This window comes from Halomonas sp. THAF5a (genome assembly GCF_009363755.1).
Taxonomy (GTDB): Bacteria; Pseudomonadota; Gammaproteobacteria; order Pseudomonadales; family Halomonadaceae; genus Halomonas.
Genome location: NZ_CP045417.1, coordinates 2,615,234 through 2,635,459, shown reverse-complemented (window position 1 = coordinate 2,635,459; position 20,226 = coordinate 2,615,234). Strand labels below are relative to the sequence as shown.

Sequence of the window (20,226 nt, the reverse complement as noted above, 5' to 3'; positions counted from 1 at the left end):
ATGGCGCCCAACGAAAAAAGCCCGCCTGGTGAGCCAGGCGGGCTTTTCGGTGTCTGGTGGCTACGCCCTGATTCGAACAGGGGACCCCATCATTATGAGTGATGTGCTCTAACCAGCTGAGCTACGTAGCCGAACAACGGGGGCGAAGTCTACACTTGTGGTTCGCCCCCGTCAAGCCCCGGCGGCCCCATGAGCGCCTTCGGGGCGCTCGGGCGGCTCAGACGTTGAAGCGGAAGTGGATCACGTCGCCATCCTGGACGACGTACTCCTTGCCCTCCAGGCGCCACTTGCCGGCGTCCTTGGCGCCCTGCTCGCCGCCCAGGGCGACGAAGTCGTCGTAGGCGATGACCTCGGCACGGATGAAGCCCTTCTGGAAGTCGGTGTGGATCACGCCGGCCGCCTCCGGGGCGGTGGCGCCGACCTTGACCGTCCAGGCGCGGACCTCCTTCTCGCCGGCGGTGAAGTAGGTCTGCAGGCCCAGCAGCGCGTAGCCGGCGCGGATCACTCGGTCGAGGCCGGGCTCTTCCATGCCCAGCTCGTCGAGGAACATGGCGCGCTCCTCGTCCTCGAGCTCGGCGATCTCGGCCTCGATCTGGTTGCACACCGGCACCACCACGGCGTCCTCGGCGGCGGCGATCTCGCGCACCTTGTCGAGGTAGGGGTTCTCCTCGAAGCCGTCGTCGTTGACGTTGGCGATGTACATGGTGGGCTTGAGCGTCAGGAAGCCGAAGCTCTTGAGCTGGCGCTTCTCGTCGTCGTCGAGGCCGAAGCTGCGCAGCGGCTGGCCCTCGGCCAGGTGGGGCTGGATGCGCTCGAGGATCGCCTTGGTGGCGATCGCCTCCTTGTCGCCGCCCTTGGCCACGCGCACCAGGCGCTGGATGGCGCGCTCGACGGTGTCCAGGTCGGCCAGCGCCAGCTCCATGTTGATGATCTCGATGTCCGCCTCGGGATCGACCTGGTTGGCCACGTGGATGACGTTGTCGTTATCGAAGCAGCGCACCACGTGGGCGATGGCGTCGGTCTCGCGGATGTTGGCCAGGAACTTGTTGCCCAGCCCCTCGCCCTTGGAGGCGCCGGCCACGAGACCCGCGATGTCGACGAACTCCATGGTGGTGGGCAGCACCTTCTGGGGACCCACGATCTCGGCCAGCTTGTCGAGGCGCGGGTCCGGCATCGGCACGATGCCGACGTTGGGCTCGATGGTGCAGAAGGGGAAGTTCTCGGCGTCGATGCCCGACTTGGTCAGGGCATTGAAGAGGGTGGACTTGCCGACGTTGGGCAGGCCGACGATACCGCAGTTGAAACCCATGGGAGCATCCTGGAAAGCGAATTCGGGAATGGAGAATGGCCGGCATTCTACGCGAAAAGGGCGGCGCGCCGTAAGCGATGCGCTCGGGCGAGCGGTCGCGCCTCCCGGGCGGCTCAGCCCTTGAAGCTGTGCAGCCGGTTCATGGCCTTCGCCCAGTCGCCGTCGATGGCCTGGGGAAGGGTGGCCAGGCACTCGTCGATGGCGGCGTCGATGGCGCCGCGCTCGGCCTTGCCCGGGCGGCCCAGCACGTAGTTTGTCACCTGGCGGGCCTCGCCCGGATGGCCGATGCCGATGCGCAGGCGGTGAAACGACTTGTCGTTGCCCAGGGCGCGGATGATGTCGCGCAGGCCGTTGTGCCCGCCATGGCCGCCGCCGGTCTTGTAGCGGGCGGTGCCGGGGGGCATGTCGAGCTCGTCGTGGGCCACCAGCAGCTCGCCGGGGGCGATCTTGAAGAACTGGGCGAGCGCCGCCACGGCGCCGCCGCTGCGGTTCATGAAGGTGGTGGGCTCCAGCAGGTGCAGCTCCCGGCCGTCGAACCGGACCCGCGCATGACGGCCCAGAAACTTGCGCTCGGGGCGCAGCTCCGCGCCCGCCGCCCTCGCCACGGCGTGCACCAGCCAGGCGCCGGCGTTATGGCGGGTGGCCTCGTAGTCGGCGCCGGGATTGCCCAGACCGATGATCGCTTTCAACTGGCTCATGCCGGCCTCCTCGCGTGCGGCGTGATGGCAAAAAAAATCAAGCGCCGGGGCGCTTGATTCCTGACGACGGGGCGGGCATGTCGAGGCCTCGACACGCCCGCCGGGCGCGACCGATTACTCGGCGTCGCCCTCGCCCGCGGCTTCCTCGCCACCGGCTTCCTCGCCCTCTTCGGCGTCGCCACCGCGAACCTTCGCCTTGGTGACGCTCAGGATCGCGTTGTCGTGGTCTTCACCGTGGGTCAGGGCGACCAGGGTCACGCCGGCCGGCACGGTGAGGTCGGACAGGTGCAGGGTGGCGCCCAGCTCGACCGCGCTGATGTCGACTTCCAGGTACTCCGGGAGGTCCTTCGGCAGGCAGCTGATCTCGACCTCGGTGGCGAGCTGGTGCAGTTCGCCGTCCTGGTCCTTGATCGCCGCGCATGCGTCCTCGCCGACCACGTGCAGGGGCACGTTCAGGGTCAGCTCATGGGTCGCATCGACGCGCAGGAAGTCGGCGTGGGTCACCAGCGGCTTGAACGGGTGACGCTGCAGGTCACGCACCACGACCTGCTGGGCCTTGCCGTCCACGGTCAGGTTGATGACGGAGGAGAAGAACGCCTCGTCTTCCAGTGCCTTGTAGAAGCTGGTCTTGTCGACGGCGATCGGCTGCGGCGCCTGCTCACCACCGTAGATGATGGCCGGCACCTGCTGGTTCGCACGACGCAGGCGGCGGCTCGCACCTTTCCCCAGGTCGTTGCGAACGCTGGCGTTGAGAGTGTAATCGGACATGGTATTGCCTCTTTCTGAAGGTAAGGAAAGCGCCGTGGCCCGCGACCAGACCGCGACGTTTCCGGGAGCCCCGTGGGGCGCTGCTCCGACGCCTCGTTGCACCGGACCGTCCGCCGAGCGGAGCTCGGCGGGGGCGGCCTCAGTGGAACATGGCGCTGACGGATTCTTCGTTGCTGACCCGGCGGATCGCCTCGGCGATCAGCCCGGCCACGCTGAGCTGGCGGATGTTGCCGCTGCGACGGGCGGCCTCGCCGAGGGGGATGGTGTCGGCGACCACCACCTCGTCGAGCACCGAGCCCGAGATGTTGTCGACGGCGGGGCCGGACAGGATCGGGTGGGTGGCGTAGGCCACCACGCGGCGGGCGCCGCGTTCCTTCAGGGCCTCGCCGGCCTTGCACAGGGTGCCGGCGGTATCGATCATGTCGTCCACCACCACGCAGGTGCGATTCTCGATCTCGCCGATGATGTGCATCACCTGGGCCTGGTTGGCCGAGGGGCGACGCTTGTCGATGATCGCCAGGTCGGCGTTGAGCTGCTTGGCGATGGCGCGGGCGCGGACCACGCCGCCGACATCCGGGGAGACCACGACTAGGTCGTCATAGTTCTGGCGCTCGATGTCGTCGAGCAGGATCGGCGAGCCATAGACGTTGTCTACCGGCACGTCGAAGAAGCCCTGGATCTGGTCGGCGTGGAGGTCCATGGTCATGACCCGGTCGACGCCGGCCTTGACCATCATGTCGGCGACGATCTTGGCGGAGATCGGCACGCGGGCGGAGCGCACGCGGCGGTCCTGACGGGCATAGCCGAAGTAGGGGACCACGGCGGTGATCCGGGTGGCGGAGGCGCGGCGCAGCGCGTCCACCATCAGGATCAGTTCCATCAGGTTGTCGTTGGTCGGTGCACAGGTGGGCTGCAGGACGAAGACATCCTTGCCGCGCACGTTCTCGTTGATCTCGACCGCGACTTCACCGTCGCTGAACTGTCCCACCGTGGCGTTGCCCAGGCGGGTATCCAGGCTCTCGGCGACCTTACGGGCAAGATCGGGATTGGCGTTCCCGGCGAAAACCATCAATTTTGACACGCGCAGCCACCTTTGCTGTGTTGGGTCTTCAGGGGTTGGGGTCGACGGGGGTTCCGGTCGGAATGGCTGGGGCAGCAGGATTCGAACCTGCGCATGGCGATACCAAAAACCGCTGCCTTACCACTTGGCTATGCCCCAGGAATCAGTGCCGAACCGGTTGTCGTGCTGTCTCGTCGCCGCGGGCGGCGAGGGTCATCGACCCAGCGCAGCATGAAGAGGTGAGCGGTTCAGGCCGCGCGCCATGACGGCGTGCCAGCCGTCGGGAACCTCGGCCAGGAGACGCTCGGCCCGTGACTCGGACTCGAGACGGGCGAAGACGCAGGCGCCGGTGCCGGTCAGCATGGTCGGTGCCCGCTGGCCCAGCCAGTCGAGTGCGCGCGCCACTTCGGGATAGTGTCTCCGGACGGTGTCCTGGCAATCGTTCCGCCAGCTCGCCGCTCCCCCCTGCAGTGCGCGCGCCATGGTAATCGGGGGGGTATGGCGTGTCAATTCGGGGGCCCCGAAGACCGCCGGCGTGGAGACCGTCACGCCGGGGTGGACGACCACGAACCAGGGGGTGTCGAGGGTCACCGGTGTCAGGCGCTCGCCGATGCCCTCGGCCCAGGCGGCGTGGCCGCGCACGAACACCGGGACGTCGGCGCCGAGGCGAAGGCCGAGGCGGGCGAGAGCGTCGAGCTCCAGGCCGAGCCCCCAGAGGGCGTCGAGGCCGAGCAGGGCGGTGGCGGCATCCGAGCTGCCGCCGCCGAGCCCCCCGCCCATGGGCAGGCGCTTGTCGAGGTGGATGTCGGCGCCCAGGCGCGTCCCGCTCTCGGCCTGCAGCAGGCGCGCGGCGCGCAGGATCAGGTTGTCCTCCTCGGTGACGCCGTCGAGGCGCGGCGTCAGGTGCAGGTCGCCGTCCGCGCGGGGGCGCAGGGTGAGGGTGTCGCCGACGTCGAGGAACTGGAACAGGGTCTGCAGCTCGTGGTAGCCGTCCGGCCGGCGGCCGGTGATATGCAGCAGGCGATTCAGCTTGGCCGGCGCGGGGAGCACCAGCGGCTCGGTGCGGGTGCCCGAGCCGGGCGCCGCCGAGGGCGCGGAGAACGGGGCGGTGCGGGACATGGCGTCACTCCTCCAGGGTGGGGCGCCAGTCGGTGACCACCAGGGTCGCGCGCAGCGTGCCGTAGCTCATCACCATCTTGCGGGGCAGCCAGAGGCCGTCGGCGCGGGTCCAGTCGCGGTAGGCGATCTCCCAGCCATCCTGCTCGAGCCGCTGGGGGAAGCCCAGGGCATCGCGCTCCAGCCGATGGGGCGTCTGCGGGGCGGGCAGGCCGCGGACCCAGTCGGCGAGCGCGCTGACGGGCAGCGACCAGCCCAGCTGCTGGGTCATCAGCGCCTCCGGTGTCTCGGCCTCGAAGCGCCCCTCGGCGGTGGTCAGCGAGAAGCGGCCCTCTCGGCCCTCCAGGGTGCTGCGACCGCTGCCGAAGGGGCCGCTGATCAGCAGGCGGTAATAGTAGGGGTGCTGGCTCCAGTCCAGGGTGGCGCTGGTGGAGTCCTCCGGGGTGCGCAGACCGACCTTGCCGGCCAGCTGCCAGGTGTCGAGCTCGGCCAGGCGCTCTCGCTGTTGTGCCCATTGGCCGGCGGTGCGCTCGCCGTCGGGGGCGGGCGCGCGACCGGCGCAGCCGGCCAGCAGGGCGAGGGCGATCAGGAGGATCAGCAGTCGTGGGAGGTGCGTCATGAGGCGTTCCGTGATGAAGCGTTCGTGAAAGTCGTGACGTCCGGCGCCGGGAGGAGCGTGGCGGGCGTCAGGGGGCGCTCGCCGCGTCCGCCTGGTTCAGTTCGGGATGGCGTAGGAGCAGCTCGTCGATCAGCGGGCGGGTCTCGAAGCGCTCCCGGGCCTGTTCGAGCAGGGCGCGGGCCTCGGCTTTCTCGCCCAGTACCCAGAGTACCTCGATCAGGTGGGCGGCGATCTCCTGGTCGGGCATCGCCGCCCAGGCGCGCCTGAGCCAGGGCAGGGCGCGGGAGGGCTCGCCCCGGCGAAAGTGGACCCAGCCCAGGCTGTCGAGAATGGCCGGATTGTCCGGCGCCAGCGCGTGGGCGCGCTCGATCAGCGCGCGCGCCTCGTCCAGGCGTCCCTCGAGGTCGGCATCGGCGAGGGTGTAGCCCAGGGCGTTGAGGGCGGTGGCGTTGTCCGGATCGTGGTCGATGAGATGGCGCAGGTCGGCTTCCATGGCCGCCAGGTCGCCGTCGGCGAAGGCGCGCATGGCGCGCTGGTAGCGCAGCTGCTCGTCGTCCGGGCGCTGCGCGAGCTCGCTGTCGAGCAGGGCGTCGGCCTGCTCGTCGAGGCCTTCCTCGTCGAGCAGCTCGACCTCCACGGCGACCAGCTCGCTCTGGTAGGCCTCGTGGCGCAGGCGTTCCAGGCGCAGGAAGCTGCGGGCGTCGAGCCGCCGGTCAGCGGTCATCAGCATCCGCGCCGCGCTCACCCGCGCCGGCAGGAACTGCTCCCCCTCGGGGACCTGGCGATAATAGAGGAGGGCGTTGTCGATCTCGCCGCGTTCCTCGGCGATGGCGCCGAGCAGCAGAAAGGCCGCGGGCGGGGCATCGTCGTCGCCGGCCAGCGGCAGCAGCAGCCGGCGCGCCGGCGCCAGGTGCTCCCGTTCGAGGAACAGCCGGGCCAGCCCCAGGCGCAGGGAGGGGGCGTCGCCGTGCTCGGCGAGCAGCGCCTCGATGGCGTTCTCGGCGGCCGCGACACTGCCCAGCGCGAGCTCGGTCCGGGCCAGCAGCAGCATCAGTCGCGGGTCGCCGGGGGAGAGCGCCAGGCCGCGGCGCGCATGCTCGCGCGCCGCGGCGGGGGCGCCGGCCTCCAGCGCCAGGCGTGCGCGCAGGTGCCACAGCGCCGGACGCTCGGGGACCTCCTGGGCTAGGCGGGCCAACCGCCGCTCGGCCGCCGCCGGCTGTCCGGCGGCGGCCTCCAGCAGGGCGGTGGCGAGTTCGGCGTCGAGGCGCTGCTCGGTCGATGCCGGAGGGCGCGCGAGGTGGGCGCGCAGGCGCGCGAGCAGCGGGGCCGGCGCGGCGCCGGCGTCCAGCGCACCCTCGGCGAGCCCGAGCAGCGCATGGTTCGCCTCCTGCCCACCGGCGTCCGGCGCCTGATCGAGGGCGTCGAGATGGTGCTCCAGGGCCGCCGCCCAGTCGCCGCGCTGCAGGGCGAGGCTGGCCAGCAGCCGCGACGGGGCGGCGCTGCCCGGCGCCAGGTCCTGCCAGCGCTCTGCCGCCTCCTCGAGCAGGGCGGCATCGTCGCTGAAGCGGGCGGCCAGGGTGGCGCGCTCGGCCAGCGCGACGGAGTCATAGCGCTCGGCGGCCTCGAGAAAGCCTCGCGTGGCGCGGGGGTAGTCGTTGCGCTGGCCGGCGAGCTCCGCCTCGAGCAGGCCGGCGAGGCCGGTGGCGTCCAGGCCGCGGGTGACCGGGGGCGCGCCGGCCAGCGGATCGTGCCCGGGGTCGGTCGCCGACGAGGTCCCCGGCAGTCCCTGGCAGCCGGCGAGCAGGAGGGCCAGCGCCAGGGGAGCCAGGGGCGGGTGGCGAGGGAGTCGGGGGAGGGATCCGCGGGGCATGCGCGTCTCGTGCTGGAGGCCGAGCCGCCAGCATAACGGCTCGACCCGTTCGGGCAAAGCATGATCCCCTCCACGGCATGTCGGGGCGCCGCCGGCGGCCGGCCTGTGCTAGAATGCGGCGCTTCGAGGATGGGCGGTCCGCGCCGCCGGATATCACCATGTCGCCCTTGCCGGAATCACGACTCGCGAAGATGCCGAACGCATGACGCTTCTTGCCCTGGGAATCAATCACCGGACCGCCAGCATCGAGGTGCGCGAGCAGGTCGCCTTCTCGCCCACCCAGCTGGAGGCGGCGCTGACCGAGCTGCGTGCCCTGCCGGAGGTGCATGAGGCGGCACTGCTCTCCACCTGCAACCGCACCGAGCTCTACTGTGCCACCGGTGCCGGCGGCGAGGGCGAGATCCTCGACTGGCTGGGCCGCTTCCACGGGCTGAAGGTGGAGGAGCTCACCCGCTGCGCCTACCACTACCGCGAGAACGAGGCGGCACGCCACCTGATGCGCGTGGCTGTGGGGCTGGACTCCATGGTGCTCGGCGAGCCGCAGATCCTGGGCCAGCTCAAGGACGCCTACCAGTCGGCCCGCCAGGCGCGCAGCCTCGGCGGCGAGCTAGAGTGCCTGTTCCAGAACACCTTCGCCGTGGCCAAGCAGGTGCGCACCGAGACCGGCATCGGCCGCAACCCGGTGTCGGTGGCCTATGCGGCGGTCAACCTGGCGAGCCGCATCTTCGGCGACTTCAGCCGCTCCCGGGCCCTGCTGATTGGTGCCGGCGAGACCATCGAGCTGGTGGCGCGCCACCTCCACGAGGCCGGCGTGCGCCAGCTCACCGTGGCCAACCGCACCCGCGAGCGGGCCGAGGTGGTCTCCGGGCCGCTGGGCGGCCAGGCGATCACCCTCGATGCGATCCCCGACGCCCTGGTCGAGGCCGATATCGTGATCTCCTCCACCGCCGCGCCGCTGCCGATCCTCGGCAAGGGCATGGTCGAGCGGGCGCTGAAGAAGCGTCGCCACCGCCCGGTCTTCATGGTCGATATCGCCGTGCCTCGGGACATCGAGCCCGAGGTGGGGGAGCTCGCCGACGTCTTCCTCTATACCGTCGACGACCTCCAGGAGGTGATCGAGGAGAATCGCCGCCATCGCCAGGTGGCGGCCGACCAGGCCGAGTCGCTGATCGAGCACGGCGTGGGCAACTGGCAGCATGAGCGACGGATCCGCAGCGGCGGGGAGCTGATCCGCGACGTGCGCGCCCGGGGCCAGTCCCTGCGCGAGCTCTCCGAGCAGCAGGCGCTGGCGCGCCTGGCCCGCGGCGAGGATCCCGAGGCGGTGATCCGCCGGCTCGCCCATCAGTTGACCAACCGCCTGCTGCACCGCCCCACCGTGGCGCTGCGCGATGCGGCCTCCGAGGAACAGCACGACCTGCTCCAGGCCGCCTCGACCCTGCTGCTGGATGAATCCACCGACCACTCCCGATAGGATGCGCCGATGAAAGCCACCCTGCGCCAGCGCCTCGATGCCTTCATCGAGCGCTTCGAGGAGCTTGCCGCCCTGCTGGCCGAGCCCGAGGTGATCAGCGACCAGACCCGCTTTCGCGACTACTCGCGGGAATACGCCGAGCTCGAACCCCTGGTCGAGGCCTGGCACGACTTCCTCGGCGTGGAGGCCGACATCGCCTCCGCCGAGCAGCTGCTCGGCGATGCCGACGCCGAGATGCGCGAGCTGGCCGAGCTCGAGCGCGACGAGGGGCGCGAGCGGCTCGAGGCCCTCGAGGGCCGGCTCAAGCAGCTGCTGGTGCCCAAGGACCCCGACGATCGCCGCAACGTCTTCCTCGAGATCCGCGCCGGCACCGGCGGCGACGAGGCGGCGCTGTTCGCCGGCGACCTCTTTCGCATGTACTCCCGCTACGCCGAGCAGCACGGCTGGCGGGTCGAGGTGGTCAGCGCCAGCCACGGCGAGCAGGGCGGCTACAAGGAGATCATCTCCCGGGTCAAGGGCGAGGGCGTCTATGCGCGCCTCAAGTTCGAATCCGGCGCCCACCGGGTGCAGCGCGTGCCGGCCACCGAGTCCCAGGGGCGCATCCACACCTCGGCCTGCACCGTGGCGGTGATGCCCGAGGCCGATGAGGTCGGCGACATCGACATCGACCAAAGCGACCTCAGGGTCGATACCTTCCGCGCGAGCGGCGCCGGCGGCCAGCACGTCAACACCACCGACTCCGCCATCCGCATCACCCACCTGCCCAGCGGCGTGGTGGTCGAGTGCCAGGAGGAGCGCAGCCAGCACAAGAACCGCGCCAAGGCGATGTCGCTGCTGGCGGCGCGCCTCAAGCAGTCGGCGGTGGCCAGCCAGCGCCAGCAGCAGGCCGACGCTCGCCGCTCCCTGGTCGGCTCCGGCGATCGCAGCGAGCGCATCCGCACCTACAACTTCCCCCAGGGACGGGTCACCGACCACCGGATCAACCTGACGCTCTACAAGCTCAACGAGGTGGTCAGCGGCGAGCAGCTCGACGACGTGATCGAGCCGCTGATCCACGAGTACCAGGCCGAGCAGCTGGCGGCCCTGCAGCAGGACGCCGGATGATCCTCGATCACCTGCTGGCCCGGGCCGCCGCGCGGCTCGCCGCCGCCGGCTCGCCCAGCCCGCGCTTCGATGCCGAGGTGCTGCTCTGCCACGCCCTGGGGGTGGATCGCACCTGGCTCTACACCTGGGGGGACCGCGAGGCGCCGCGCTTCGCAAGGGCGCGCTTCGAGGCGCTGGTGGCGGCCCGCGTCCAGGGCCAGCCGGTCGCCTACCTGACCGGCGAGCGGGAGTTCTGGGGCCTGGCGCTTGCCACCTCGCCGCATACGCTGATCCCCCGGCCCGACACCGAGTGCCTGGTGGAGGCGGCCCTGGCCCACGCCGCGCGCCCCGAGGGGCGCCTTCTGGACCTGGGCACCGGCACCGGCGCCATCGCCCTGGCGTTCGCCAGCGAGCGGCCCGACTGGTCGGTCCTCGGGGTCGACATCCGCCCCGAGGCCGTGGCGCTGGCGCGCCACAACGCCGAGCGGCTCGGCCTCGCCAACGCCGCCTTCGCCGAGAGCGACTGGTTCGCCGCCCTGGAGGACAACGAGGCGGGTGAGCGCTTCGACCTGATCGTCTCCAACCCGCCCTACATCGCCGCGGACGACCCGCACCTGGCCCGGGGCGACGTGCGCTTCGAGCCGCGCAGCGCCCTGGTGGCGGCCGACGACGGGCTGGCCGACCTCTACCATCTGGTGCAGGAGGCCGGCCGCCACCTGCGCCCCGGCGGTTGGCTGATGCTCGAGCACGGCTTCGCGCAGGCCGAGGCCGTGCGCGGGGTGCTCGAGGCCGCGGGCTACCTCGAGGTCGCGAGCCGCCTCGACCTGGGCGGTCATCCCCGGGTCAGCCTGGGGCGTCGCGTTGAGGCGAGGGCTGGAGGCGAGCGGGCGTGATGTGGTACACCTTTCAGCAGGAAAAAACGCCACGTCTCGTCGCCTTTGCATGCGTGACGCCCACTGAAGCCCCCGAGATGGGGTGTTTTGCAGGCGATCGTGCTGTCGCGACGGCGTGAAAGCTCCCTCCAGATCGGCCTCCCAACGATAATGAAAGCCAAGACCCGCTCGCTCGACCGCATCGACCTCAAGATCCTGCGCTGCCTGCAGGACAACGCCCGCATCTCCTACGTCGACCTGGCCTCCCAGGTCGGGCTCTCCACCACCCCCTGCCTGGAGCGCGTCAAGCGCCTCGAGCGCGCCGGCATCATCCGCGGCTACCGGGCGCTGCTCGATCCCCGGGCGCTCAAGGCCAACCTGCTGGTGTTCGTCGAGATCAGCCTGGAGACCCAGTCGCCGGCGGTGTTCGACGAGTTTCGTCGCGCCGTGGCCAAGCTGCCGCAGATCCAGGAGTGCCACCTGGTCTCCGGGCAGTTCGACTACATCCTCAAGTGCCGGATTCCGGAGATGTCCGCCTACCGCCAGCTGCTCGGCGACGTGGTGTTGACCCTGCCCGGCGTGAAGGAGTCCAAGAGCTACGTGGTGATGGAGGAGGTCAAGGAGAGCTTCAGCCTCCACGTGCCCGAGATCGAGGAGTTCGAGGAGAAGTGATCGCCATGGATGATCAGTCCCTGCTGCGCTACAGCCGGCAGATCATGCTCGAGCAGGTCGACATCGACGGCCAGGAGCGCCTGCTGGCCGGCCACGCCCTGGTGATCGGCGCCGGCGGGCTGGGCTCGCCGGTGGCCCTCTACCTGGCGGCCGCGGGCCTGGGGCGGCTGACCCTGGCCGACGCCGACGCGGTCGAGCTCTCCAACCTGCAGCGCCAGATCGCCCACGCCACCGCGGACATCGGCCGCAACAAGGCCGAGTCGGCCCGGGAGGCGGCACTGGCGCTCAATCCCGGCTGCGAGATCCATGCGCTCGACGGCCACCTGGAGGGCGAGGCCCTCGCCCGGGCGGCCGGCGAGGCGGACGTGGTGCTCGACTGCACCGACCGCTTCTCCAGCCGCTACGCCATCAACGCCGCCTGCCGGGCGGCCGGGGTGCCGCTGGTCTCGGGGGCGGCGATCCGCTTCTCCGGCCAGCTCGCCGTCTTCGACCCGCGCGACCCGGACGGGCCCTGCTACGCCTGCCTCTACCCGCCGGGGGAGGAGGGCGACGAGGAGCTGCGCTGCGCCGAGAACGGCGTGATCGCCCCGCTGGTGGGGCTGATCGGCAGCTTCCAGGCGCTGGAGGCGATCAAGCTCGTCAGCGGCGCCGGCACTCCCCATCGCGGCCTCTCCACCTTCGATGGCCTCACCGGCCAGTGGCGCCACTTCGGGGTGCCGCGCGATCCCGCCTGCCCGGTATGCGCCGTGCGCTGAGCGTCGCCCGACAGGCCGCTTTCGGCCGCGGGCGATGGGGTCGAGTGAGGGGATGACTTGACGACCGTCGTGGCGCCGGTGCCACACTGAACCTGTCGGGGCGATCCGCCTCGCTCGTCCCCTTCCACAAGTCGCAGCGCACCGCGCCCCGCAGACAGGTTCTCGTATGGCGATCCCGCCTCGGCCGGCGCGTCCGGCGTCCTGGTATCGTGCCTCCGTCGCCGTCGAGCTCGGCGACTGCCCGCCGCTGGCGGGGGAGCGACGCGCCGATGTCTGCGTGATCGGCGGCGGCATCACCGGCTGCTCGGCGGCCCTGCACCTCGCCGAACGGGGCTACTCGGTGGTGTTGCTCGAGGCCGGCGAGATCGGCCACGGCGCCTCGGGGCGCAGCGGCGGCCATATCCTGCCCGGCCTGGGCACCGACATCGCCACCGTCGAGAAGGCCCTGGGCCGGGTGCGGGCCCGGGAAATCTGGGAGATGAGCCGCGAGGCGGTGCGCCTCACGGCCGCGCGGGTCGAGCGCCATGCCATCCCCTGCGAGCTCGCCTGGGGCTACCTGCACGCCGCGGTGACACCGCGCCAGGTGCGCGAGCTCGAGGCCTTCCGTGAGCGCATGGCCCGCGACTATGACGACACGGCCCTCAGCCTCCTCGAGGGCGATGCCCTGCGCCAGCACGTGGTGAGCGACGCCTACCCGGCGGCCCTCTTCGATGCCGAGGGCGGCCACCTCCACCCGCTCAACTACACCCTGGGCCTGGCCCGGGCGGCCCGCCGCGCCGGCGCGGCCATCCACGAGCACAGCGCCGCCGTCGAGCTTCGCCGCGGCGAACCCGCCACCGTGGTCACCGCCCGGGGTCGGGTGGTCGCCGACAGCGTGGTGCACGGCACCAACGCCTACCCGACGGGGCTGATGCCGGAGCTCTCCGGGCGCATCATGCGCGTCGCCAACTACATGATCGCCACCGCGCCGCTCAGCGAGGCCCAGGCGGCCCGGGTGCTGCCGCAGAACGACGCCCTGTCGGACGCCAACTTTGTGCTCGACTACTACCGGCTCTCCGCCGACCGCCGCCTGATCTTCGGCGGTGAGGTGAGCTACGACGGCCGCGAGCCGCGCCACCTCATCGCCCGCATGGACGCCAAGATCGCGCGCCTCTTCCCGGTCCTCGAGGGCGTGCCCATCGTGTACCGCTGGGGCGGCGACGTGGCCATCACCCTGGACCGGGCGCCGGACATCGGCCGGCTGGGCCCGAATATCTACTATGCCCAGGGCTACTCCGGTCACGGCATGGCGCTGGCGGGGCTCGCCGGCCAGCTGCTGGCGGAGGCCATCGCCGGGCAGCGCGAGCGCTTCGACGCCTTCGCGGCCATGCCCCATCGCCGCTTTCCCGGGGGACGCCTGCTGCGCACGCCGCTGCTGGTGCTGGCCACCCGCTACTATCAACTGAGGGACCTGCTGTAACCGGGCCATCGAGCAGCAGGGCACCCCATGAACGAGGCCGTCGCCGCCATGCCCTGCCTCGACGTGGGGCTGACCCAGCCCCGCCCCGCCACGCGGGGCCCACCCTTCCGCGCAAGGACGATCCCATGAGTCACCGACAGGCGCCGCGGCTCCTGAACGACTGGTTCCGGAAGCACGGCATCACCGAGGTCGAGTGCCTGGTCGCCGATCTGACGGGCATCCTCAAGGGCAAGATCATGCCCGCCGACAAGTACCTCAAGGGCGGCCGCCCGCGGCTGCCCGACTCGATCTTCATCCAGACCGTTACCGGTGGCTATCCCGACGACGAGGACATCCGCTTCTGGAACCCCGCCGAACGCGACATGGAGCTGGTGCCCGACCCGAACGCCGTCTACCCGGTGCCCTGGGCCGAGGACCCCACCGCGCAGATCATCCACGACTGCGTCTATCTGACCGGCGATCCGGTGGAGCTGGCGCCACGCCACGTGCTCAAGCGCGTGCTGGACCGCTATGAGGCCCGCGGCTGGAGGCCGGTGGTGGCGCCGGAGGTGGAGTTCTACCTGGTCAAGACCAACACCGACGCCGACTATCCCCTGGAGCCGCCGATCGGCCGCTCCGGACGCCAGGAGAGCAGCCGCCAGTCGTTCTCCATCGACGCGGTCAACGAGTTCGATCCGCTGTTCGAGGAGATGTATGACTACTGCGACGCCATGAACCTGGACCTGGATACCCTCATCCATGAGGAGGGCGCCGGCCAGATGGAGGTCAACTTCCGGCACGGCGCCCCGCTCGCCCTGGCCGACCAGGTGGTGATGTTCAAGCGGACCCTGCGCGAGACAGCGCTGCGCCATGGCATGTACGCCACCTTCATGGCCAAGCCCATGGCGGGCGAGCCGGGCAGCGCGATGCACCTCCACCAGAGCCTGCTCGACCGCCAGGCGGGGCACAACGTCTTCGCCGACGAGGAGGGCCGACCCAGCGGCCTGTTCCACGCCTTCATCGGCGGGCAGCAGCGCTACCTGCCCTCGGCGATGCCGCTGCTGGCGCCCAACGTCAACTCCTACCGCCGGCTGATGCGCACCGAGACCAGCGGCTCGGCGCCGATCAACGTCGAGTGGGGCATGGACAACCGCACCGTGGGGCTGCGGGTGCCGGTCTCTGCCCCCGAGGCGACCCGCGTGGAGAACCGCCTGGCCGGCGCCGACGCCAATCCCTACCTGGTTATGGCGGCCTCGCTGGCCTGCGGCTACCTGGGCATGCAGGAGCGGCTCGAGCCGCGACCGCCGGTGGTCGGCTCCGCCTGGCCGGGCGGCAGCAAGCTGCCCGACGACATCGGCCCGGCGCTGGACCTGCTTCACGACTGCCCGCCGCTGGCCGACCTCCTCGGCGAGCGCTTCGTCAACAGCTACCTGGCGGTCAAGCGCGCCGAGCACCGTGCCTACTTCCAGGTCATCAGCTCCTGGGAGCGCGAGCACCTGCTGCTGCGGGTCTAGGCGTGGCGCTCAGTTGAACCTGCGAAAGAAGTGGGTCATGTCGAACAGGGCATCCAGTCGCTCGTAGCGCTCCCGCGCCTCGGGCCAGCGCTGCTCCTGGACGGCGGCGATCAGGGTCTCGAGCAGCATCATGATCGAGACGTTGGAGTCCCAGCCCGAGGGAATCTCGACCCAGCAATGGAAGGTGAAGTCGGCCAGCGATGCGATCGGCGAGCCCCACTGGTCGGTGAACAGCACGATGGCCACCCCACGCTGCTTCACCATCTCTGCCAGGCGCTGCAGGTTGGTCTCGTAGCGCCGTATGTCGAAGATCAGCAGGGTGTCCCCCGGCTGCATATCGAGCACGTAGTGTGGCCAGGTGCCCGAGGAGGAGGTCAGATGGGTCACCCCGGGACGCACCGCCTGGAAGTGCGTGAAGGCATAGTCGCCCAGCGCCTGGGTGATGCGCCCGCCGACGATGTAGAGGTGTCGGTCGGCCTCGGCCAGCTGGCGTGCCGCCCCATCGAAGCGCGCCGTCTCGATGTGCGAGAAGGTCAGCTGCAGATTGCTGGTGACCGCCTGGGTAAAGCGGTTCAGCAGATGGGTCTCCGGCGCCTCCGCCGACCAGTTGTCGCGCCGCTGGGTGGGCCCGACGCCCTTCGCCTCCAGCTCGCCCAGCAGCGCCCTGTGAAACTCCGGATAGCCCTTGAACCCCAGCTTCTTGATCATCCGCGCCACGGTGGGGGAGGAGACCCCGGCGTTGCTCGCCACGATGGTGATCGAGGCGAGTCCTGCGGCGGGGTAGTTGTCCAGCAGGGCGTCGGCGAACTTGCGCTCCGACGGCGTCAGGTCCGGGTAGTGCTGGCGGATCAGGGCGCGCACGGTGGCGCCGGAGTTGAGGGTCGTCACGGCGTTTTCCTTCCCGATAGGCCGCATTGGGTCGCCGTCTCCAGGCGCCGAGGCGCGTGGCGAAGCCGAGCTGATACGGCGTCTGAAGAAATATTGACACACTGACTTTTGCGCGTCTATATCTTTACAGGAGCGTGGAGGAGCCCAGATGTCAAGCGTCAGCGAACCCTCATCCCCGAGTGTCGAGATCCGTCACCGGCAAGGCCACGGCCCCGTGGTCATCCTGTGCGAGCACGCCTCGCACCATATCCCCTCGGGCTATCGGGATCTCGGCCTCGACCCGGCCCATCGGTTCAGCCACGCCGCCTGGGATCCCGGTGCCCGAGGGGTGGCCCTGGCGCTCTCCGAGCGCCTCGATGCCCCCCTGGTGGCGAGTCGCGTCTCGCGGCTGGTCTACGACTGCAACCGGCCCCCCGAGGCGCAGAGCGCCATGCCGGCGCGGGTCGAGGTGATCGATGTGCCGGGCAATCGGAACCTCGACGCGGCCGAGCGCGCCGCCCGGGTCGAGGCGGTCTATCGCCCGTTCTGCGAGGCGGTGACGGAGGTGTTGGCCGAGCGCCGGTCGCGCGCCATCCCCGGCGTGCTGATCACCGTCCACAGCTTCACGCCGAGCTTTCACGGCCAGCGCCGCGAGGTCGAGATCGGTATCCTCCACGATGCCGACCGGCGCCTGGCCGATGCGATGCTCGCCGAGGCGCATCGCCTACCCCACCGCTGCATCCGGCGCAATGACCCCTACGGTCCCGATGACGGGGTCACCCACTCCCTCAAGGTGCACGGCATCGGCCAGGGCCTGGCCAACGTGATGATCGAGGTGCGCAACGACCTGCTGGAGACCGCCGAGGCGCAGCGCGCCATCGCCGGCGAGCTCTGCCTCCTGATCGCGCCGGCGCTGGCGAGCCTCGGGCCCGCGTTCCGCCTCGGGGAGGGCGCAGCTGATGCCTAGGGTCATCTTCGGCTACATCCGTGCCATCGATGCCATGAACCGCGCCATCGGGCGCATGGCGATGTACCTGATCTTCGTGTTGATCGGCGTGCTGCTCTGGTCGTCGGCCTCCAAGGCGTTCCTCACCCCTTCGATGTGGACCCTGGAGACCGCGCAGTTCGTCATGGTCGCCTACTTCGTGCTGGGCGGCCCCTACTCGATCCAGCTGGGCTCCAACGTGCGGATGGACCTCTTCTACGGCGACTGGAGCCCGAGGACCAAGGCCTGGGTCGACGCCATCACGGTCTGCTTCCTGGCCTTCTACCTTGGCGTGCTGCTCTACGGAGGGCTGGTGTCCACGGCCTATTCCCTCGGCTACTTCGGCGACGAGCCCTTCCGCTTCTTCCTCGACCTCGTCGCCACCTTCGTCACCGAAGGGCCGTCTGCGGCGGGGGAGGCCCTCGGTTTCCTGGAGCGCAGTCCGACGGCCTGGCGGCCCTGGCTGTGGCCGATCAAGACCCTTCTCTGCCTCGGGGTACTGCTGATGATCCTTCAAGCCCTCGCCGAGTTCTTTCGTGATATCGGCCGACTGCGCGGGGTGATCGACTGATGCCCTACGAGATGATCGCCATCGTGATGTTCGGCTCGATGATGCTGATGCTGTTCACCGGCCAGCGCGTGTTCGGCGCGATCGGCTTCGTCGGCGCCCTGGCGGGGGTGCTGCTGTGGGGCACCGGCGGGGTCGACATCCCCTTCTCCTCGGCGATGAAGCTGATGAAGTGGTACCCGCTGCTGACCCTGCCGATGTTCATCTTCATGGGCTACGTGCTCTCGGAGAGCCGCATCGCCGACGACCTCTACCGGATGTTCCACGTCTGGATGGGGCCGGTGCGAGGGGGGCTCGCCATCGGCACGATCGGGCTGATGGTACTGATCTCGGCGATGAACGGGCTGTCGGTGGCCGGCATGGCGATCGGCGCCACCATCGCCCTGCCCGAGCTGCTGCGCCGGGGCTACGACAAGATCATGGTCACCGGCGTCATCCAGGCGGGGTCGAGCCTCGGGATCCTGGTGCCGCCCTCGGTGGTGCTGGTGCTCTATGCCATGATCGCCCGTCAGCCGGTGGGGCAGCTGTGGCTCGCCGGGGTGCTGCCGGGGTTGATGATGGCGACGCTCTTCATCCTCTACATCTACGTGCGCTGCCGCCTGCAGCCCTCCCTGGGGCCCGTGCTGCCCGTCGAGGAACGCGACGTCTCCTGGGCCGAGAAACTGCGCCTGCTGCGCGCGGGGCTGCTGCCGCTGATGATCTTCGCGGTGATGATGGTGCCCTTCGTCAAGGGCTGGACCTCGCTGGTCGAGAGCTCCGCCGTCGGGGCGACCACCGCGCTGCTGGCGGCCATCCTCAAGGGGCGCATGACGCGCCGGGTGTTCGAGGTCTCGGTGCGCCAGACCCTCGCCATCTCCTGCATGTTCATGTGGATCATCCTGGCGGCGCTCGCCTTCGGCGCCATCTTCGACGGCCTGGGCGCGGTCAAGGCGATCGAGGACCTGTTCACCGAGCGCCTGGGGCTCTCGCCCTGGATGATCCTGATCCTGATGCAGCTCAGCTTCATCGTCATGGGCACCTTCCTCGACGACACCGCCATGCTGGTGATCGTGGCGCCGCTCTACGTGCCGCTGGTCGAGGCGCTGGGCTTCGACCTGATCTGGTACGGCGTGCTCTACACCATCACCACCCAGATCGCCTACATGACGCCGCCGTTCGGCTACAACCTCTTCCTGATGCGCGCCATGGCGCCGCCCCAGATCGGGCTTCGCGACATCTACCGGTCGATCCTGCCCTTCGTGCTGGTGATGACCCTCGCCCTGAGCCTGGTGATGCTCTTTCCGCAGATCGCGCTCTGGCTTCCGGGCTACATTTATGGGTACTGATATAAGTATGGGGATCAGTACAGAGAGGGGCACGGTGGCCGGGCCGTCGACGGCCGAGTCACCTTGCGCCAGCCACCACAACGAGAGCCTCATCAGAGGCCGCCACCACGCACCATCCGGTATCACCACCAGGAGAGCGACACAATGACAACAAGACGCAAGTTTCTGATCAACGCCGCGGCCGGTGCCGCCATCGCGCCTCTGGCCTCTCGGGTCATGGCCCAGTCGTCGTCCGAGCCCACCATCAAGTGGCGCATGCAGACCTACGCCGGCGCGGCCCTGGCCGAGCACGTCGCCAAGCCGGCCATCGACCTGTTCAACCGCATCGCCGGGGACCGCATGCAGATCGAGCTCTACTATGCCGATCAGCTGGTGCCCACCGGCGAGCTCTTCCGGGCGATGCAGCGCGGCACCATCGACGCCGTGCAGTCCGACGACGACTCCATGGCCTCGCCCACCGAGGTCACCGTCTTCGGCGGCTACTTCCCCTTCGGTTCGCGCTACAGCCTCGACGTGCCGGTGCTCTTCCACCAGTACGGGCTCAAGGAGATCTGGGAGGAAGAGTACGCCAAGGTGGGCGTCAAGCACGTCAGCGCCGGGGCCTGGGACCCGTGCCACTTCGTCACCAAGGAGCCGATCCGCAGCCTGAGTGATCTGGAGGGCAAGCGCATCTTCACCTTCCCCACCGCGGGACGCTTCCTGTCCCAGTTCGGGGTGGTGCCGGTGACCCTGCCCTGGGAGGACATCGAGGTGGCCGTCCAGACCGGCGAGCTCGACGGCATCGCCTGGTCGGGCATCACCGAGGACTACACGGTGGGCTGGGCCGACGTCACCAACTATTTCCTGACCAATAACATCTCGGGCGCCTGGATCGGCCACTTCTTCGTCAACATGGAGCGCTGGAACGAGCTCCCCGAGGACCTCCGGCTGCTCTTCGAGGTGTGCTGCGAGCAGTCCCACTACTACCGCCAGCACTGGTACTGGGGCGGCGAGGCGCGGCTGCGCGTCCATGGCGAGAAGCTCGAGCTGACCTCCATCCCCGATGCCGAGTGGGACCAGGTGGAGGAGGCGGCCCAGGTGTTCTGGGACGAGATCGCCGCCCAGTCCGAGACCAAGGCCCGGGTGGTCGAGATCTTCAAGCAGTACAACGCCGACATGCGCAAGGCCGGCCGCCCCTACCGCTACGGCGAGGCGTGAGTCGCCCCGTGCCCCGGCACTCGCCGGGGCACGGCACTG

General features: G+C 70.0%; 19 protein-coding genes and 2 tRNA genes. 11 read left to right on the top strand and 10 right to left on the bottom strand.

The window, feature by feature from the left end; translation table 11 throughout:
- Positions 1 to 54 precede the first annotated feature (54 nt).
- The 9 genes from FIU83_RS11910 to FIU83_RS11870 all read right to left on the bottom strand — a co-directional run bounded on the left by FIU83_RS11910 (position 55) and on the right by FIU83_RS11870 (position 7,440).
- A tRNA-Met gene (locus FIU83_RS11910) sits at positions 55 to 131 on the bottom strand.
- Positions 132 to 217: 86 nt separating this feature from the next.
- Complete coding sequence (gene ychF, locus FIU83_RS11905; RefSeq protein WP_152484244.1) at positions 218 to 1,309, bottom strand: redox-regulated ATPase YchF; 1,092 nt, start codon at positions 1,307 to 1,309, stop codon at positions 218 to 220.
- A gap of 113 nt (positions 1,310 to 1,422) precedes the next feature.
- Positions 1,423 to 2,007: an aminoacyl-tRNA hydrolase gene (gene pth / locus FIU83_RS11900; protein ID WP_152484243.1), complete on the bottom strand. Its 585-nt coding sequence runs from the start codon at positions 2,005 to 2,007 to the stop codon at positions 1,423 to 1,425.
- A 114-nt stretch (positions 2,008 to 2,121) separates the two neighbouring features.
- Complete coding sequence (locus FIU83_RS11895) at positions 2,122 to 2,775, bottom strand: 50S ribosomal protein L25/general stress protein Ctc (protein ID WP_152484242.1); 654 nt, start codon at positions 2,773 to 2,775, stop codon at positions 2,122 to 2,124.
- Between the two features lie 139 nt (positions 2,776 to 2,914).
- The gene (locus FIU83_RS11890; protein WP_172976077.1) at positions 2,915 to 3,856 is read right to left on the bottom strand and encodes a ribose-phosphate pyrophosphokinase; all 942 of its coding nucleotides are present in this window, start codon (positions 3,854 to 3,856) and stop codon (positions 2,915 to 2,917) included.
- Between the two features lie 63 nt (positions 3,857 to 3,919).
- A tRNA-Gln gene (locus FIU83_RS11885) sits at positions 3,920 to 3,994 on the bottom strand.
- A gap of 54 nt (positions 3,995 to 4,048) precedes the next feature.
- Positions 4,049 to 4,954 carry a 4-(cytidine 5'-diphospho)-2-C-methyl-D-erythritol kinase gene (ispE, locus tag FIU83_RS11880; RefSeq protein ID WP_152484241.1) on the bottom strand — a complete coding sequence of 302 codons (906 nt, stop codon included), beginning with the start codon at positions 4,952 to 4,954 and terminating at the stop codon, positions 4,049 to 4,051.
- 4 nt (positions 4,955 to 4,958) lie between these two features.
- Positions 4,959 to 5,570, bottom strand: a complete 612-nt coding sequence (gene lolB, locus FIU83_RS11875) for a lipoprotein insertase outer membrane protein LolB (protein ID WP_152484240.1) — start codon at positions 5,568 to 5,570, stop codon at positions 4,959 to 4,961.
- A 67-nt stretch (positions 5,571 to 5,637) separates the two neighbouring features.
- Positions 5,638 to 7,440 (bottom strand): tetratricopeptide repeat protein, encoded by a 1,803-nt coding sequence (locus FIU83_RS11870; RefSeq protein ID WP_152484239.1) that lies wholly within the window; start codon positions 7,438 to 7,440, stop codon positions 5,638 to 5,640.
- 202 nt (positions 7,441 to 7,642) lie between these two features.
- Between FIU83_RS11870 and hemA the strand changes: the two genes are divergently transcribed.
- The 7 genes from hemA to FIU83_RS11835 all read left to right on the top strand — a co-directional run bounded on the left by hemA (position 7,643) and on the right by FIU83_RS11835 (position 15,245).
- Complete coding sequence (gene hemA, locus FIU83_RS11865; RefSeq protein WP_152484238.1) at positions 7,643 to 8,911, top strand: glutamyl-tRNA reductase; 1,269 nt, start codon at positions 7,643 to 7,645, stop codon at positions 8,909 to 8,911.
- A gap of 9 nt (positions 8,912 to 8,920) precedes the next feature.
- Positions 8,921 to 10,015, top strand: a complete 1,095-nt coding sequence (gene prfA, locus FIU83_RS11860; RefSeq protein WP_152484237.1) for a peptide chain release factor 1 — start codon at positions 8,921 to 8,923, stop codon at positions 10,013 to 10,015.
- A complete protein-coding gene (prmC, locus tag FIU83_RS11855) occupies positions 10,012 to 10,887 on the top strand; it encodes a peptide chain release factor N(5)-glutamine methyltransferase (RefSeq protein ID WP_152484236.1) in 876 nt (291 codons plus the stop codon). The genes prfA and prmC overlap by 4 nt, the downstream gene beginning before the upstream one ends.
- A gap of 150 nt (positions 10,888 to 11,037) precedes the next feature.
- Positions 11,038 to 11,538: an Lrp/AsnC ligand binding domain-containing protein gene (locus tag FIU83_RS11850; RefSeq protein WP_152484235.1), complete on the top strand. Its 501-nt coding sequence runs from the start codon at positions 11,038 to 11,040 to the stop codon at positions 11,536 to 11,538.
- Positions 11,539 to 11,543: 5 nt separating this feature from the next.
- Positions 11,544 to 12,293, top strand: a complete 750-nt coding sequence (locus FIU83_RS11845) for a molybdopterin-synthase adenylyltransferase MoeB (RefSeq protein ID WP_152484234.1) — start codon at positions 11,544 to 11,546, stop codon at positions 12,291 to 12,293.
- Between the two features lie 166 nt (positions 12,294 to 12,459).
- Positions 12,460 to 13,752 carry an FAD-binding oxidoreductase gene (locus tag FIU83_RS11840; protein ID WP_152484233.1) on the top strand — a complete coding sequence of 431 codons (1,293 nt, stop codon included), beginning with the start codon at positions 12,460 to 12,462 and terminating at the stop codon, positions 13,750 to 13,752.
- A gap of 125 nt (positions 13,753 to 13,877) precedes the next feature.
- Complete coding sequence (locus tag FIU83_RS11835; RefSeq protein ID WP_152484232.1) at positions 13,878 to 15,245, top strand: glutamine synthetase family protein; 1,368 nt, start codon at positions 13,878 to 13,880, stop codon at positions 15,243 to 15,245.
- 9 nt (positions 15,246 to 15,254) lie between these two features.
- Here FIU83_RS11835 and FIU83_RS11830 read toward each other — a convergent pair whose 3' ends face one another.
- Positions 15,255 to 16,133: a MurR/RpiR family transcriptional regulator gene (locus tag FIU83_RS11830; RefSeq protein ID WP_216645029.1), complete on the bottom strand. Its 879-nt coding sequence runs from the start codon at positions 16,131 to 16,133 to the stop codon at positions 15,255 to 15,257.
- Between the two features lie 148 nt (positions 16,134 to 16,281).
- On the opposite strand from FIU83_RS11830, the gene FIU83_RS11825 reads away from it, so the two are divergent.
- From FIU83_RS11825 to FIU83_RS11810, 4 genes are all read left to right on the top strand, one after another.
- Positions 16,282 to 17,079, top strand: a complete 798-nt coding sequence (locus tag FIU83_RS11825) for an N-formylglutamate amidohydrolase (RefSeq protein WP_152484230.1) — start codon at positions 16,282 to 16,284, stop codon at positions 17,077 to 17,079.
- Complete coding sequence (locus FIU83_RS11820; RefSeq protein WP_152484229.1) at positions 17,072 to 17,668, top strand: TRAP transporter small permease subunit; 597 nt, start codon at positions 17,072 to 17,074, stop codon at positions 17,666 to 17,668. Before FIU83_RS11825 ends, FIU83_RS11820 begins: the two co-directional genes overlap by 8 nt.
- A complete protein-coding gene (locus FIU83_RS11815) occupies positions 17,668 to 18,990 on the top strand; it encodes a TRAP transporter large permease subunit (RefSeq protein ID WP_152484228.1) in 1,323 nt (440 codons plus the stop codon). Before FIU83_RS11820 ends, FIU83_RS11815 begins: the two co-directional genes overlap by 1 nt.
- A 144-nt stretch (positions 18,991 to 19,134) precedes the next feature.
- Positions 19,135 to 20,187, top strand: coding sequence for a TRAP transporter substrate-binding protein (locus FIU83_RS11810; RefSeq protein WP_152484227.1), 1,053 nt, complete (start codon positions 19,135 to 19,137; stop codon positions 20,185 to 20,187).
- Positions 20,188 to 20,226 lie beyond the last annotated feature (39 nt).